This window comes from Fusobacterium necrogenes (assembly GCF_900450765.1).
GTDB classification, from domain to species: Bacteria; Fusobacteriota; Fusobacteriia; order Fusobacteriales; family Fusobacteriaceae; genus Fusobacterium_A; species Fusobacterium_A necrogenes.
The window spans coordinates 1895552-1909974 of record NZ_UGGU01000003.1; the positions used below are offsets into that span (position 1 = coordinate 1895552).

The 14423-nt window shown below is 31.0% G+C and carries 16 protein-coding genes and 22 tRNA genes; 28 read left to right on the forward strand and 10 right to left on the reverse strand.

Translation table 11 applies throughout. From position 1 onward, the window contains the following. Positions 1-121: 121 nt before the first annotated feature. On the reverse strand, positions 122-619 hold the full coding sequence (locus DYA59_RS09070; RefSeq protein ID WP_115271353.1) for an NUDIX hydrolase: 498 nt from the start codon (positions 617-619) through the stop codon (positions 122-124). A gap of 13 nt (positions 620-632) precedes the next feature. After that, positions 633-1973 carry a DUF1576 domain-containing protein gene (locus tag DYA59_RS09075; protein ID WP_115271355.1) on the reverse strand — a complete coding sequence of 447 codons (1341 nt, stop codon included), beginning with the start codon at positions 1971-1973 and terminating at the stop codon, positions 633-635. 66 nt (positions 1974-2039) lie between these two features. On the opposite strand from DYA59_RS09075, the gene DYA59_RS09080 reads away from it, so the two are divergent. The 25 genes from DYA59_RS09080 (at position 2040) to DYA59_RS09690 (ending at position 5132) form a co-directional block, all read left to right on the forward strand. Beyond that, positions 2040-2432, forward strand: a complete 393-nt coding sequence (locus DYA59_RS09080; RefSeq protein ID WP_245943730.1) for a GIY-YIG nuclease family protein — start codon at positions 2040-2042, stop codon at positions 2430-2432. Positions 2433-2490: 58 nt separating this feature from the next. Continuing rightward, positions 2491-2579 (forward strand) — tRNA-Leu (locus DYA59_RS09085). Between the two features lie 5 nt (positions 2580-2584). Beyond that, positions 2585-2661 (forward strand) — tRNA-Met (locus DYA59_RS09090). A gap of 17 nt (positions 2662-2678) precedes the next feature. Further along, positions 2679-2754 (forward strand) — tRNA-Gly (locus DYA59_RS09095). Positions 2755-2756: 2 nt separating this feature from the next. Next, positions 2757-2832 (forward strand) — tRNA-Lys (locus DYA59_RS09100). A 2-nt stretch (positions 2833-2834) separates the two neighbouring features. Continuing rightward, a tRNA-Arg gene (locus tag DYA59_RS09105) sits at positions 2835-2911 on the forward strand. A 9-nt stretch (positions 2912-2920) separates the two neighbouring features. Beyond that, positions 2921-2997: transfer RNA gene (locus DYA59_RS09110), tRNA-Ile, on the forward strand. 2 nt (positions 2998-2999) lie between these two features. After that, positions 3000-3074, forward strand: a tRNA-Glu gene (locus DYA59_RS09115). Positions 3075-3098: 24 nt separating this feature from the next. Then, positions 3099-3182: transfer RNA gene (locus DYA59_RS09120), tRNA-Ser, on the forward strand. A gap of 9 nt (positions 3183-3191) precedes the next feature. Continuing rightward, positions 3192-3267 (forward strand) — tRNA-Phe (locus DYA59_RS09125). A gap of 12 nt (positions 3268-3279) precedes the next feature. Further along, a tRNA-Val gene (locus tag DYA59_RS09130) sits at positions 3280-3355 on the forward strand. Between the two features lie 9 nt (positions 3356-3364). Further along, positions 3365-3441 (forward strand) — tRNA-Asp (locus tag DYA59_RS09135). A gap of 25 nt (positions 3442-3466) precedes the next feature. Further along, positions 3467-3555: transfer RNA gene (locus DYA59_RS09140), tRNA-Leu, on the forward strand. 5 nt (positions 3556-3560) lie between these two features. Continuing rightward, positions 3561-3637, forward strand: a tRNA-Met gene (locus DYA59_RS09145). A 17-nt stretch (positions 3638-3654) separates the two neighbouring features. Further along, positions 3655-3730 (forward strand) — tRNA-Gly (locus tag DYA59_RS09150). A gap of 2 nt (positions 3731-3732) precedes the next feature. Then, positions 3733-3808 (forward strand) — tRNA-Lys (locus tag DYA59_RS09155). Between the two features lie 2 nt (positions 3809-3810). Then, positions 3811-3887, forward strand: a tRNA-Arg gene (locus tag DYA59_RS09160). 9 nt (positions 3888-3896) lie between these two features. Further along, positions 3897-3973, forward strand: a tRNA-Ile gene (locus DYA59_RS09165). Between the two features lie 2 nt (positions 3974-3975). Continuing rightward, positions 3976-4050: transfer RNA gene (locus DYA59_RS09170), tRNA-Glu, on the forward strand. A 24-nt stretch (positions 4051-4074) separates the two neighbouring features. After that, a tRNA-Ser gene (locus DYA59_RS09175) sits at positions 4075-4158 on the forward strand. A gap of 9 nt (positions 4159-4167) precedes the next feature. After that, positions 4168-4243 (forward strand) — tRNA-Phe (locus DYA59_RS09180). 12 nt (positions 4244-4255) lie between these two features. Beyond that, positions 4256-4331 (forward strand) — tRNA-Val (locus tag DYA59_RS09185). Positions 4332-4340: 9 nt separating this feature from the next. Beyond that, positions 4341-4417, forward strand: a tRNA-Asp gene (locus tag DYA59_RS09190). A gap of 60 nt (positions 4418-4477) precedes the next feature. Next, positions 4478-4846: a YccF domain-containing protein gene (locus DYA59_RS09195; RefSeq protein WP_115271357.1), complete on the forward strand. Its 369-nt coding sequence runs from the start codon at positions 4478-4480 to the stop codon at positions 4844-4846. A gap of 115 nt (positions 4847-4961) precedes the next feature. Then, the gene (locus tag DYA59_RS09690; RefSeq protein WP_350029015.1) at positions 4962-5132 is read left to right on the forward strand and encodes an IS3 family transposase; all 171 of its coding nucleotides are present in this window, start codon (positions 4962-4964) and stop codon (positions 5130-5132) included. A 54-nt stretch (positions 5133-5186) separates the two neighbouring features. On the opposite strand, the gene DYA59_RS09205 is transcribed toward DYA59_RS09690, so the two are convergent. The 5 genes from DYA59_RS09205 to DYA59_RS09225 form a co-directional block, all read right to left on the reverse strand. After that, positions 5187-6011, reverse strand: a complete 825-nt coding sequence (locus DYA59_RS09205) for an Mrp/NBP35 family ATP-binding protein (protein WP_115271361.1) — start codon at positions 6009-6011, stop codon at positions 5187-5189. A gap of 84 nt (positions 6012-6095) precedes the next feature. Beyond that, the gene (locus tag DYA59_RS09210) at positions 6096-6872 is read right to left on the reverse strand and encodes an ABC transporter ATP-binding protein (protein WP_115271363.1); all 777 of its coding nucleotides are present in this window, start codon (positions 6870-6872) and stop codon (positions 6096-6098) included. Beyond that, positions 6838-7728: an ABC transporter permease gene (locus DYA59_RS09215; protein WP_115271365.1), complete on the reverse strand. Its 891-nt coding sequence runs from the start codon at positions 7726-7728 to the stop codon at positions 6838-6840. Before DYA59_RS09215 ends, DYA59_RS09210 begins: the two co-directional genes overlap by 35 nt. Before the next feature lie 13 nt (positions 7729-7741). Then, positions 7742-8710 (reverse strand): ABC transporter substrate-binding protein, encoded by a 969-nt coding sequence (locus DYA59_RS09220; RefSeq protein ID WP_115271367.1) that lies wholly within the window; start codon positions 8708-8710, stop codon positions 7742-7744. A 227-nt stretch (positions 8711-8937) separates the two neighbouring features. Then, positions 8938-9354, reverse strand: coding sequence for a HutP family protein (locus DYA59_RS09225; RefSeq protein WP_115271369.1), 417 nt, complete (start codon positions 9352-9354; stop codon positions 8938-8940). A 218-nt stretch (positions 9355-9572) separates the two neighbouring features. On the opposite strand from DYA59_RS09225, the gene DYA59_RS09230 reads away from it, so the two are divergent. Continuing rightward, positions 9573-10955 carry an MATE family efflux transporter gene (locus DYA59_RS09230; protein ID WP_115271371.1) on the forward strand — a complete coding sequence of 461 codons (1383 nt, stop codon included), beginning with the start codon at positions 9573-9575 and terminating at the stop codon, positions 10953-10955. A gap of 171 nt (positions 10956-11126) precedes the next feature. Here the strand turns inward: DYA59_RS09230 and DYA59_RS09235 are convergent, their stop codons facing one another. Next, complete coding sequence (locus DYA59_RS09235) at positions 11127-12002, reverse strand: ROK family protein (RefSeq protein WP_115271373.1); 876 nt, start codon at positions 12000-12002, stop codon at positions 11127-11129. Positions 12003-12069: 67 nt separating this feature from the next. After that, on the reverse strand, positions 12070-12573 hold the full coding sequence (locus DYA59_RS09240) for a hypothetical protein (RefSeq protein ID WP_115271375.1): 504 nt from the start codon (positions 12571-12573) through the stop codon (positions 12070-12072). Between the two features lie 122 nt (positions 12574-12695). On the opposite strand from DYA59_RS09240, the gene DYA59_RS09245 reads away from it, so the two are divergent. Next, positions 12696-13187: a deoxycytidylate deaminase gene (locus tag DYA59_RS09245; RefSeq protein WP_115271377.1), complete on the forward strand. Its 492-nt coding sequence runs from the start codon at positions 12696-12698 to the stop codon at positions 13185-13187. 42 nt (positions 13188-13229) lie between these two features. On the opposite strand, the gene DYA59_RS09250 is transcribed toward DYA59_RS09245, so the two are convergent. Further along, positions 13230-13580, reverse strand: a complete 351-nt coding sequence (locus tag DYA59_RS09250; protein ID WP_115271379.1) for a hypothetical protein — start codon at positions 13578-13580, stop codon at positions 13230-13232. 76 nt (positions 13581-13656) lie between these two features. Here DYA59_RS09250 and DYA59_RS09255 point away from each other — a divergent pair, with 76 nt between their 5' ends. Further along, positions 13657-14334, forward strand: a complete 678-nt coding sequence (locus DYA59_RS09255) for a Crp/Fnr family transcriptional regulator (protein ID WP_245943732.1) — start codon at positions 13657-13659, stop codon at positions 14332-14334. Positions 14335-14423: the final 89 nt, after the last annotated feature.

Consider the following 14423-nt stretch of genomic DNA (forward strand, 5'->3'; position numbering starts at 1 on the left):
ATTATAAAAGATTGATATAGAGTTGAAGTAGATGGTTATTATAAATTTTTAAATTAAAATTTAAATATAAAAATTCAAGAATGACTTTTATTTAGAAAGTAAAGGTCATTCTTGATTTATTTTATCTTTTATAAAGATGTAGAGCTAGTATTGTTTTCATATCTTGGGAAATATTTTCCACTTCTTTTAAATCAAACCAGCTTCCAGTTAAATCTTCTCCTATATCTAGTTTTAAATTTTTAGGAATAATAGAGTCATTCTTTAGTTTTATAACATAGATATAAATCTTTTCTTGAGTATATCCTGGAGATACAGTAAGTGGTTGCTTAGGCATGTAGATAATATCATAATTTTCTGGAAGATAACCAGTTTCCTCTTCAATTTCTCTATAAAGAGTTGAAAGTGCAGATTCTCCACTTTCTATTAAACCAGCAGGTATTTCATACATTTCACCAGCTATACCAGGTCTATATTGCTTTACTAAAAAAGTTTTATCTCCTTTAGCATTAACTACAAGAGCTCCTATAGCATCTTGCTTAATAATGTATTCTAAGGTAGTTCCAGTAGTAGGATGTGTTTCAATAGCAATCTTTAAAAATTTTAAATTATTTAACTCCATAACAAATCTCCTTTTATATTTCATTGTCAAATTCTTCTAATTTTTTTCTTTGTTCAGTAATGGCATCATAAAGTTGTTTTTTTCTCTTTAAATATTTAATTCTTTCTTTATCTTTGTGGTCTTTTATCATATCCATAATAGGAAGGAGGATACTTGCTACAATACCAGCTGAGAATCCATTATTATATAGGTTTAATCCACCATGAACAGTTCCAATACTTTGAACAACAGCAAGATGTAATAAGCCAGCAATTATTCCCCAGATTACTCCATAAACTCCAGTAATAGGAGCTAATGAAGTACCAAATAGAGCTGAAAGAGCTACAGTAAAACCATCAATAGAGCTTCCCCAACCAGCAAGATAAACTCCTAGTAGGATAGGAATAGTATTTTTAAAATGTTTTCCATGTGCTGAAAAACCAACAATAGTTAATATTCCAGCAAGTAGAGGTCCATTTAAAGTTTCTTTTATAAGTACTATAAATCCTGTAGCAACAAATCCCATTACACCCATATTTATAAATGTTACTCCAAATCCATATTTTTTTATAAAATCAGATTTTAATCCATTATCTTTTAAAATAGCTAAATAACCTTTAAAAGAGCAGTTGTTTATAAAAAAGCCTATAATGATAAGAGTAGAAAAAAAAGATGAACATATAACTTTTAAAGCTAAATCAAACTCTGTAGATATAATTCTTTGTGGTGTTATTTGGAAGTTATATAGCTTTAGTATCGAAGTGATGACAGCACCTAAAATACCAGCTGTAAAACCTGAATTATAAAGGTTAAATCCTTCATGAAAGTTCAGCATCTTTTTTGATAGTGGAGTAGCTATAAAGCCTATTATAATCCCTAAAGCAATGGCATTAATATATGAGGTTTCAGTAGTATCCACCCTGAAAGCAACTTCGCTTACAAAAGGAGCCATCGCACTAGTAAATGAAATAGTAATAAAGATTTCTTTAAAATCAATATGTTCAAATACACTATAAAGTATTCCACCTAGATAAAAGGGAAGAATATTTAAAATATTTTTTCCAAAGAATGAAAAACCAAATACAGTGAAAAATGATGCAATAGTGAGACCATTAATCTCAACTTTTAGAAGTTTTACAAGTATAAAATTAAAAATAAATATTAAAAAAGCATTTAGAAAAGCAGCACCAATTCCACCAATAACTAGAAAATCTGTAATCAATATAGCAGGAGAGGTGATTATTTTTAAAATTCCAGTAAAAACATTTTCTCTTTCATAAATAACATAAGAAATAAATCCAATGATGATAAGAGCTGTTAAAAAAATAGAGATGGCCTTAATTTTTTTAACATGATTATTATTAAAATTATCCATCAAGTCCTCCATATTAAATTTTCTATATAATTAAATATTATTATGTTTTATTTGAAAAGTCAAATAATGATTTTTATAAAAGAGATAGAATTTGACTATAAAAAAATAAAAATATATTGTAAAATAAAAGGTATGAAAGAGGTTAAGAGTTATTATATTTATATATTAAGATGTAAGGACGGAAGTTTATATACTGGAATAACAACTGATATTCAAAGAAGATACAAAGAGCATTTAGAAAAAAGAGGAGGGAGGTATACTAGAGCGAAGGGAGTATTGAAAATTGAGGTTCATTTTCAGTGTGAAGATCGTGCAGTAGCTAGTAAGATAGAGAAGTATATAAAAGCTCTATCAAGAGAAAAAAAAGAGGGTATTATAGCTAATCCAAAGAGTTTTATTTTGAGTGTAAAAAAGGAATTAAATATTGAGATAAAAATAAATAAAAAAGTATTGACATAAAATAAAATATATGATAGTATAGTACATGTTCTGAAACATAAAAAATGTGTGTCAGAATGCCTGGATGGCGGAACAGGTAGACGCACAGGACTTAAAATCCTGTGGTATTTAGTTACCGTGCCGGTTCGATTCCGGCTCTAGGCACCACTTAACGCGGGGTAGAGCAGTCTGGTAGCTCGTCGGGCTCATAACCCGAAGGTCGCAGGTTCAAATCCTTCCCCCGCCACCAAAATTAAATTAAGATATGCGGGAATAGCTCAGTTGGTAGAGCGTCAGCCTTCCAAGCTGAATGTCGCGAGTTCGACCCTCGTTTCCCGCTCCAAAGCGTCATTAGCTCAGTTGGTAGAGCACACGACTTTTAATCGTGTTGCCACAGGTTCAAATCCTGTATGACGCACCATTGTGTCTGTAGCTCAGCTGGATAGAGCAACGCCCTTCTAAGGCGTGGGTCAGGAGTTCGAATCTCTTCAGACACGCCATGAAATTTTGGATCCATAGCTCAGTTGGTCAGAGCACTCGGCTCATAACCGAGTGGTCGCTGGTTCGACTCCAGCTGGATCCACCACTGCCCCGTTCGTTCAGTGGTAAGGACATCAGATTTTCACTCTGGAAACAGGGGTTCGATTCCCCTACGGGGTACCATTAATAATAAATATTTCAAAGGCTGGAAGGCTATCCTAATTGGTAAGGAACCGGTCTTGAAAACCGGCGCCGCAAGGCTTCAGAGTTCGAATCTCTGGTCTTCCGCCAGAAAAATATGCCCAGATAGCTCAGTCGGTAGAGCAGGGGACTGAAAATCCCCGTGTCGGTGGTTCGATTCCGCCTCTGGGCACCATTTTTAGAGGATGGTCTCATAGCTCAGTTGGGAGAGCACCTGCCTTACAAGCAGGGGGTCACAGGTTCAAGTCCTGTTGAGACCACCATTATATTATGGGGGTGTAGCTCAGTTGGTTAGAGCGCATGCCTGTCACGCATGAGGTCGCGAGTTCGACCCTCGTCACTCCCGCCATAACTTTAATAATATTTTATAAATTGCCTGGATGGCGGAACAGGTAGACGCACAGGACTTAAAATCCTGTGGTATTTAGTTACCGTGCCGGTTCGATTCCGGCTCTAGGCACCACTTAACGCGGGGTAGAGCAGTCTGGTAGCTCGTCGGGCTCATAACCCGAAGGTCGCAGGTTCAAATCCTTCCCCCGCCACCAAAATTAAATTAAGATATGCGGGAATAGCTCAGTTGGTAGAGCGTCAGCCTTCCAAGCTGAATGTCGCGAGTTCGACCCTCGTTTCCCGCTCCAAAGCGTCATTAGCTCAGTTGGTAGAGCACACGACTTTTAATCGTGTTGCCACAGGTTCAAATCCTGTATGACGCACCATTGTGTCTGTAGCTCAGCTGGATAGAGCAACGCCCTTCTAAGGCGTGGGTCAGGAGTTCGAATCTCTTCAGACACGCCATGAAATTTTGGATCCATAGCTCAGTTGGTCAGAGCACTCGGCTCATAACCGAGTGGTCGCTGGTTCGACTCCAGCTGGATCCACCACTGCCCCGTTCGTTCAGTGGTAAGGACATCAGATTTTCACTCTGGAAACAGGGGTTCGATTCCCCTACGGGGTACCATTAATAATAAATATTTCAAAGGCTGGAAGGCTATCCTAATTGGTAAGGAACCGGTCTTGAAAACCGGCGCCGCAAGGCTTCAGAGTTCGAATCTCTGGTCTTCCGCCAGAAAAATATGCCCAGATAGCTCAGTCGGTAGAGCAGGGGACTGAAAATCCCCGTGTCGGTGGTTCGATTCCGCCTCTGGGCACCATTTTTAGAGGATGGTCTCATAGCTCAGTTGGGAGAGCACCTGCCTTACAAGCAGGGGGTCACAGGTTCAAGTCCTGTTGAGACCACCATTATATTATGGGGGTGTAGCTCAGTTGGTTAGAGCGCATGCCTGTCACGCATGAGGTCGCGAGTTCGACCCTCGTCACTCCCGCCATACTTATGAATTTTAGGACATACAGATGTATGTCTATTTTTACATATAACGGAGGAAAATATGAGTATTGTAATGAATATAATTTGGCTTTTTTTTGGAGGTTTATTTTTGGCATTGGAATGGATAATTATGGGGATCATATCTATCATTTTTATAATAACTATTCCTTTTGCAAGAGGATGTTTTGAAATGGCTGCTTCGTGTTTGACACCATTTGGAAAAAAAGTAGAATTAAAAGAGAAGTTAGGTGAGCCAGCTAGACCTATAAGTGCATTTTTATGGATAATATTTGCAGGGATATGGTTAGCAATATCTCATATATTAATAGGTATAACTCAGTGTTGTACAATTATAGGAATACCTTTTGGTATACAAAATTTTAAACTAGTTCAAGTAGCTTTTAACCCATATAAATATACTTTAAGATAGCATAAAGAAAGTATTTAGTTATTAAATTAATATTGGATGTTAAAAAAGAAGTGAATAAGAAAGGAATATAATTTAAAGTATATCAAAAAAAGAGAAGAGTTTAGATAATGTTCTAATAGAAAGTTTCTCTGAGATAATGGAATCAGAAATATTTTATGGACAAGAAAATAATTGTAGAAATATTGGAAAGTTAAAATTAGCAATAAAAGAATATATAGATTATTATAATAATAAAATTAAAAGGATTAACATCTGCAAAATACAGGAGTTAATCCTTACTAATTAATAATGAAATAATAGTATCTAAGAAGGAGGGGTTACTATACAACCTCCTTTTGTATTATAATTTAGAAACTATATCTAGAATTTTATCTGTTATTGGACTAAAAAGAGCAGTTGAATCAGCGCACTCCTCTCCTTTAGTCATTCTAGCAAATCCTTTTGTCATAGGTAATTCCCCTAGAAGTGTAAGATTCATATCCTTTAAAAAATCATGGGCTCCACTTTCTTCATGAAAACTAATTTTAGTTTTACAACCAGGGCAAACTATATAACTCATATTTTCAACAACTCCTAATACAGGAACGTTTAATTTTTTGGTCATGTTCACAGCTTTGGCAACTATCATAGATACCATATCTTGAGGAACGGATACCATGATAACTCCATTTATAGGAGTAGATTGCATAACGGTTAGAGCTACATCTCCTGTTCCTGGAGGCATATCTATTAGAAGATAATCAAGATCTCCCCATAGTACTTCTTCCCAAAATTGCTTAACTGCATTACTTATAATAGAACCTCTCCATACTACTGGTTGACTTTCATCTTCTAATAATAAATTAAGAGAAATTATCTTTATTCCTTCTTTTGAAGTTACTGGAATTAGGTTAGTTCCATCTCCGGTAGCTTTTTGTCCAGCTAGTCCCATAAGTCTAGGAATACTAGGACCAGTAATATCAGCGTCCATGATACCAACTTTATATCCTCTTTTAGCTAGTTCTTTAGCGAATAAAGTAGTAACAGTGGATTTTCCTACTCCTCCTTTACCACTCATTATACCTATTACATTTTTTATATGATTTAATGGGTTATTTATAATCCCACAAGTTTCTTTGTCTTTTTTACAAGTACTTCCTGAAGGACAAGTGCTACAATTTGCCATTTGTTTTCCTCCTTAAAATTTTAATTCCTTAACTAAATCATACACGTATAAAATATTTTTGTCAAATTTAATTTAATAAGTGGTTTAGACGGCTATTGATATGGGGGAGTTATTAATTTTTGAGTTATATATTTTGACTAATTCTTCTTCTGTCAAATTTTTACTAGGTAAATCTAAAATAACTTTTCCTTTATCTAACATGACAATTCTATCAGCATATTTTATAGCATCTCTTAGGTTATGAGAGATCATAAGAGTAGTAATTTTTTGTTTTTGGATTAGTTCTTTTGTCTTTTCCATAATAACTTTTGAAGTTTTAGGATCAAGAGCCGAAGTATGTTCATCTAGAAGTAAAAGTTTAGGTTTTTTTAATGTAGTCATTAAAAGTGATAGTGCTTGTCTTTGACCACCAGATAGAAATTTTACTTGAGTATCTAGTTTATTTTCTAATCCTAAATCTAATTCTTTTAAAAGCTCTATAAATCTTGAAATATTACTTTTCTTTATTAAACTTTTTAATGAAAATTTTTCTCCTTTTTTATTAGCGAGAGAGATATTCTCTAAGATAGTTAAAGATGGAGAAACTCCCATAGATGGATCTTGGTGTATCTTTCCAATTTTGAGTGCTCTTTTCTCTTCTTTTAATTTGCCAATCTCTATTCCATCTAAAATAATAGAACCACCATCATTTTGAAGTGAGCCACTTATTAAATTAAAAAGGGTAGATTTTCCACAACCATTTGAACCAAGAATGGCTACAAACTCATTTTCTTTTACATTAAAATTAAAACCATTAAAAATATTTGTTTCATTTTCAGTTCCTATATTAAAACTCTTTGATAAATTTCTTATTTGTAACATCTTGTTTTCCCCCTTTTTTCATAAAATTTAGAATAGAAAGATTATTATATCCAATAAATACGATTACTATGAAAGCACTAATAGCTTTTAAATCAGTAGGAGCAAGCCCAACTTCTAGAGCAATACCACCTATAATTTTATACGTTATAGCTCCTATAATAGCTCTAGTTGTACCATTTAATCTCTTAGAATTTTTTAAGAAAGTATCTCCAATTATTATAGAAGCTAGAGCTGCAACAATGATAGAAGCTCCCATATTTATATCAGCAAAGCCTTGTAATTGTCCCATAATAGCTCCACTCATAGAGACTAGTCCATTTGATAGCATGAGTCCTAAAAGTTTGTAAGTATTGCAATTAACTCCTAAAGATTTTACTAAAGTTTCGTTATCTCCAGTAGCAATAAGTAGATATCCTCTTTCTGTTTTCAAGAAGCTATCCATTAAAACTTTGATTAAAAGAACAATTATAAGCAGAACTAAAGTTGTATTCCCATAGTCAAAAATACTTGAGTGATTATATAATGGAATATTAGCTTTACCATTGACCCTTAAGTTGACAGAATAAAGTATAGTCATAGTTAAGATACCAGCTAATATTGGTGCTATTTTCATTTTTATGTGCAAAGCATAGGTTAATACTCCAGCTAATGAACCAAAAATAAAAGCTAAGACAGTACTAGTTATAGGTTCAAATCCTAGTAGCATAAATTTTGAAAATATAAATGCTCCAAAAGGGAAAGTTCCCTCAACTGATAAATCAGGAAAGTCAAGTATTTTATATGTTATGAATACTCCAATAGCTAGGATAGCAAAGACAAGCCCCTGCTCTATTGATATAAATAGTAATGCTCCCATTTTAATCTCCTTTCTAATCTATAAATACAGCTCCCGAGAAAACTTGATTTTCTTTAGAGAGTTTCAATTTTTTAAGAGTGTTAGTATTGACGATCTTAGTGGTATTATTTAAAGTTTCTACAGGCATATCTTTAGGATTTTTCCCATCTACTAAAATATTTTTTGCCATACGACCTGTTTGTCTTCCTAATTCATAGTAACTAAGTCCATCAGTCATAAGTATTCCACCTTGAACATGAGCTTCTTCAGCTCCAACAGTAAGTTTGTTATATTTTACAGCTGTTTTAGAGATCAAGTTTATAGCTGAGGCTACAATATTATCAGTGATAGTGTAAAATCCGTCTACTTTTCTTACAACTGAGTTCACTGCTTGTGGAATATCATTTATATTATTGATTCCAACAGGAATTATTTCCAATCCAATTTCTTTTCCAACTTCTTTAGCTTTTTTTACTTGTATTTCTGAGTTAGATTCACTGGTGTTGTAAATGATAGCTATTTTTTTAGCCTTACTATCTAACTCTTTAAAAAGAGATAATTGTTTTTTAATAGGAGTAGCATCGCTTGTTCCAGTTACATTTCCACCTACATTTTCCATACTATTGACTAATTGTGAGTGAACCGGATCTGTTACAGCACTAAAAAGTAGAGGAATATCATTTGTAGCTTGTTTAGCAGACTGAGCTGAAATAGTTGCTATTGCAAATATTAAATCTTTTTTATCTACTACAAATTTTTGAGCTATCATGCTTGCAGTTCCAGTATCTCCTTGTGAATTTTTATAGTCAATATTGCTATCTATACCTAGCTCTTTGATTTCATCTTCGAATCCTTTTCTTACAGCATCAAGAGCTGGATGTTCAGCAAATTGTGTAATACCTATTTCGAAAACCTTATCATTAGCATAAACTAAGCTTCCCAAGATAAAAAAAATACTCATCAAAAATAGAGTTTTAATTTTCTGTCCTACACATCTTTTCATAAAAATTCCCTCCTTCTGAGAAATAAAAAAACCTTTTTACAAGAATTGTAAAAAGGTAAATAACAAAATATGTGAAAAAATATAGGAAAAAATTCCTACTATGTAATATCATTTTATTTCTCTACAATCCTACAATCCTACAGTTTTTTATTTCTATTACTATACTACTATTATACACTTATTTTCTTAGATTATATATAAAAATTTCTTAAATGTCAATAGGATTTTTATTCAATAGGAACAGCCCTATGTCCAAGACCTATAACAACTTCATCAAGTCTAAACATGCCTATAGTAAGAAAAATACAGACAGAGAGATGTTCGTGATATCTAGCTATTCCTATTTTACCACCTACATTGAAACCTACTGATTTATCTAAAATTTGATCGATAGCTTCTCTAGTAGCTCCAGTAACAGCTCCTTCATATACATGAGATTCCGAGATTAAACCATTTCTTTTAGCTGCAACTAGTGTTCTTTCTAATATCTTAGGAATAGATTCTACAACATTTCCACCAATATCAACAGCAGCAGTTTTTATTCCTTTTTTTAAATATTTTTCTTTTAATTCTAACTCCTCATCTCTACTACTCATAGACATTTCAACTGATATTCTAGCGATATCTTTACTTTTATATTGCATATAATTCCTCACTTTCTAATTTTATTATCTATATTATAGCAAAAAATCTAAAAAACTTACATAAGAAAATAAATTTGTATAAAAAGTTGTATGAAAATATTGAATAATTTTATTTTATATGATATATTAGAGGTATAGAGATTAATAATAACGCTTTTTATTGTTTTCAGTTATCATATTAAAACAATAAGAGGCGTTTTTTATTTTTAGGAGGTCAGATGCAAGTAAAAGAAAATAAAATGGGAACATATAAAATTCTACCATTATTATTAACAATGTCTATACCACCAACTATATCTATGTTAATAAATTCACTTTATAATATAGTAGACTCAATATTTGTAGCAAGGCTTGGAACGGAAGCGTTGACTGCAGTATCTTTAGCATTTCCAATTCAAAATTTAATATTAGCTATTGCAGTAGGTTCTGGAGTAGGTTTAAACTCATATATAGCTAGAAAATTGGGAGAAAGAAAGGAAGATATAGCTAATAAAACAGCTGGAAATGGAATAACTTTAGCAATAATACACTATTTAATTTTGTGTATATTGGGGATCTTCTTTATTAAGAGATTTTTTCAACTTTTTGTTCAAGAGGAAAATATATTAAAACTTGGAGTAAGTTATACATATATAATAATATTTTTTAGTATAGGAATTATTGCTCAGATAGCAATAGAAAAGATATTGCAAGCTACAGGAAATACATTGACTCCTATGTATTTACAAATAATAGGTGCTGTTGTTAATATAGTATTGGATCCTATATTAATATATGGTTATTTTGGATTACCTGCTATGGGTGTTAAAGGAGCAGCTATAGCTACAATAATTGGTCAATTAATCGCTTTATTTTGTTCTGTTTATGTTTTATTTTTTAAAAAACAGAGTATAAAAATATTGAAACAAGATTTTTTTATTGATAGAAAAATAGTAAAAGAGATATATAATGTTGGGATACCATCATTTTTTATAATGTCAATAGGCTCTTTTTTAGTAATGGGAATAAATCTTATTCTCTCTGAAATATCAAACTTAGCAATTTCACTTTTTGGAATATATTTTAAATTACAAACTTTTATATATATGCCAACTAGTGGAGTAACACAAGGAGCTATGCCTATTATGGGATATAGCTATGGAGCTAGAAATTCTAAGAGAGTATCTGAGGTATTAAACTATTCTATCATAATATGTGTGATAATTAATTTTTTAGGAAGTGCACTTTTTTGGCTTTATCCAAAGGAGATACTTCAGTTTTTTGAAGTGAGTGATGAAATGTTGAGTATGGGAGTACAAACAATGAGAATAATGTCAACGAGTTATTCATTTGGAAGTGTATGTTTTATATTTTCCTGCTTTTTACAAGCAATAGGGAAGGGATTTTCATCGTTGATAATAACTTTATTAAGGCAGTTCATATTACTTTTACCAATAGCATATATATTTGGAAAAATATATGGACTTATAGGTGTTTGGGCATCTTTTCCTATAGTTGATATAGTAACTTGTATTATTTCCGTATTTATGTATAAAAATTTTCTAGAAAAAGATCCAGTGATGACATTGAATAAAAGAAAGTATTGTAATTTGAGAAATTAGAGTAATCAAAGTAACTTTAAAGATAACTGTATTCAAAGAATAAAGAGCAAGCATGGTTTGACTTACTAAAAACATAAAATTTGATTTTAAACAACTGTGTTTTTAAGTATTTGCTTTTATCAGCTTGCTCTATTTATTTTCTTTAATTAATTTTTTTATAATCCCAGTTTTTTACTTGAAATTTTTTATACATAGAGCAACAGCTCCAAAAAATCCTGAATTCTCTCCTAAATCTGGAAAAACAATGTAATCATTGATATTTTTAAAAATTTGTTCTGTTTGAACGTAACCATTTAGTAATTTTACAACAGATTTTCTTACAGTTGGTAAAAGATGTTTGAACTTCATAACATCACCACCAAGTATTATTCTTTCTGGAGATAGAACTAATATATAATTTACCAAAGCATGTGCTATGTAAAAAGCTTCTAAATCCCAAGCTGGATGATCTTCAGGCAAAGAAGTAAGAGGTTTATTCCATCTTTTTTCAATAGCTGGACCAGATGCCATTCCTTCTAAGCAATTTCCGCCATGAAAAGGACAATTTCCAGCAAATTTATCTCTAGGGTGTCTGCTTACAAAAATATGTCCCATTTCAGGGTGTATCATACCATGTATCAGCTTCCCTTCTACAATAGCTCCTCCACCAATACCACTTCCAATAGTGAGAAAAATTGAATTGTTTAGACCTTTAGCAGCTCCCCAAACAGATTCTCCAAGAACAGCTGCATTTATATTGGTATCTAAATATACTGGGATATTTAGCTCAGAATGAAGAGTTCCGAGAATATTATAATTTCTCCAGGCCTTTTTAGGAGAAGAAGTAATATAACCATAAGTTTTAGAGTCAAAATTCAAATCCAAAGGACCAAAACAACCGATACCTAAAGCAACTATATTTTTTCTTTTAAAAAAATCGATAACAAGTGGAATAGTTTTTTCTGGAGTCTCTGTGAGAAAACTTACTTTCTCAAGAGTGTTACCATGTTCATCTGTTATTCCACATATAAATTTTTTTCCCCCAGCATCAATAGCTCCAAATTTCATAAAAATCTCCCTCCTTAAACGCTCCTTTTATAATATTATACCACATGAAATCACAATTTCCTTGTTTTTAAAAAACGTATTCAGTTTGAGATGGAATATAATCTAAATAAAGATTAGAATCAATCATTTTATCAAGTTTATCGATAGTATCAACTCCAGTAAAATATATTACTGTATTAGTATCAGGAATAAATTTTAAAGCATTACCTTGAACTTTTAAATCACCAATATTTTTAAGGATTGGTAATTTTAAAACAGGAGCTCCAATTTTGGTTGTAAGTTGAAGATAAATATCTTGTAATTCTTTTTTCTTGATAGTTTTTTTGTCAAAAATAACTCTAATCTTATTTAAAGAGTTATCTTTTAGAAAAAATTGATACTTTTCTATATTTTCTTTTGGATTTTGTACAGAGAGTATAGAAATATTCTTATCAATAGATATTTCTTCTTCTAAATTTTTAAAAATTAAATTGAGATTATTTTTATTATCACCCCAATTTATTCCATTAAAATCAGTTATAGCAAAAGATAGAGAAGACAAAAATAAAGGTAATAGTAAATATTTTTTCATAGTGTACCTCCTAATAATTAATATTTTAACAAATTTATAGAATTAGATAAATAAAATTTTGAAAAAGTTTAAAATAATTGATACTATTATAATATAATTAATACAAAATAGGGAGGTTAATGATGAAAAGAGAAAATTATATAAAGTGGGATGAATATTTTATGGGGATAGCACTTCTTTCAGCTATGAGAAGTAAAGATCCTAATACTCAAGTAGGAGCCTGCATAGTTAATGAGGAGAAAAAAATTATAGGAGTAGGTTATAATGGACTGCCTATTGGATGTAGTGATGATGAATATCCTTGGAAAAGAGAGGGAGAATTTTTAAATACTAAATATCCTTTTGTGTGTCATGCTGAATTAAATGCTATTTTAAATAGTACGAAATCTTTGAAGGGCTGTACTATATATGTGGCCCTTTTCCCTTGTCATGAATGTAGCAAGGCTATAATTCAAAGTGGAATAAAAGAGTTAGTCTATCTTTCAGACAAATATAGTGGAACAGAGTCAAATATAGCTTCTAAAAGAATGTTAAAATCAGCAGGTGTAAAATTTAGGCAATTAAAATCTGAAATAGAAAAAATAGAACTTTTTTTCACATGTAAAGATCATTAAGATTAAAGAGGGAGAAAAAATCCCTCTTTAACAGTACTTTCTTTATTTTCTTTTAAAAAAATTTTTAAAAGTTTTTTTAGGAGAAACATCTTTCATCTCTTGTTGTTTTTTTCTATATTGAGACCAATTGGGATCATTTTTCATATGTTTTTTTAATTGATTCATATATTGATATGTTGCTTTTACATCTGAGTATTTCTTTTTTATATTATATTTCATATCAGAAAAAGTCTGACTAATACCCAAAAAAATATCCTTTAGGTTGTAAAAAACTCTTTTAGGGAAATTATATTGATAGATTTTACTACAATGAGGACATCTATATTTTGCTGATTTATCAGAAATTTTCATTTTTTTCTTACAATTTGGACAAATAATAATAAATTTTTTCATTTAAAACTCCTAGAACTAATGATATAATAACTGTGAATAATTATATCATAAATATTTTATAAGGAGAATAGAGAAGTTGAAAGGAAATGAAATAAAAATTATCAGTAATCTAGAATTTTTTAAGGGACTGATGGAGGAGGAAATTTTAGAGATATTTAAAGAAAGTAAATGTAAAATTTTAAAGTTTAAAAAAGGAGAGCATGTAGTTTTTAGAGGAGATAATATTGATGGTATATATATTAACATTCGAGGTATTTTAGTTGCAGAAATGTTAAAAGAAGATGGAAATGTAAAAAAAATAGAGGAATTACCTGAAGGAAAAATACTTGCTTCAGCTTTTATCTTTGGAAAAGTAAATAAGTTTCCAGTTGATTTGATAGCTAAAAGTGAAGCAGAAATCTTTTATATTCAAAAGAAAGAACTTATAAAATTATTGAAGAAGAACTCAAAGATTTTAGTTAGATTTTTAGATGAGATAAGTAATAAAGCTCAATTTTTATCAAAAAATTTATGGGAAAGTTTGAGTAATAAAACAATAAATCAAAAATTAGCTGAATATATATTAAAAAATGAAAAAGAGAATTATTTTGAATTTGATAAAAGTATTAAAGAGTTAGCAGAATATTTTAATGTAAGCCGTCCATCTCTTTCAAGGGTTATAAAAAGTTTTATAGAAGAAGGAGTTATTATAAAATTAGAAAAAAATAGATATGAGATAGTATCAAAAAAGAAACTAGAAAAATATAACTTTTAAAAAACAAAAAAATTTAAAAAACTATTGACGTATTCCTAAATATGTGATAATATATACCTTGTCCGCAAGAGAGCGGTACTGATGAATAA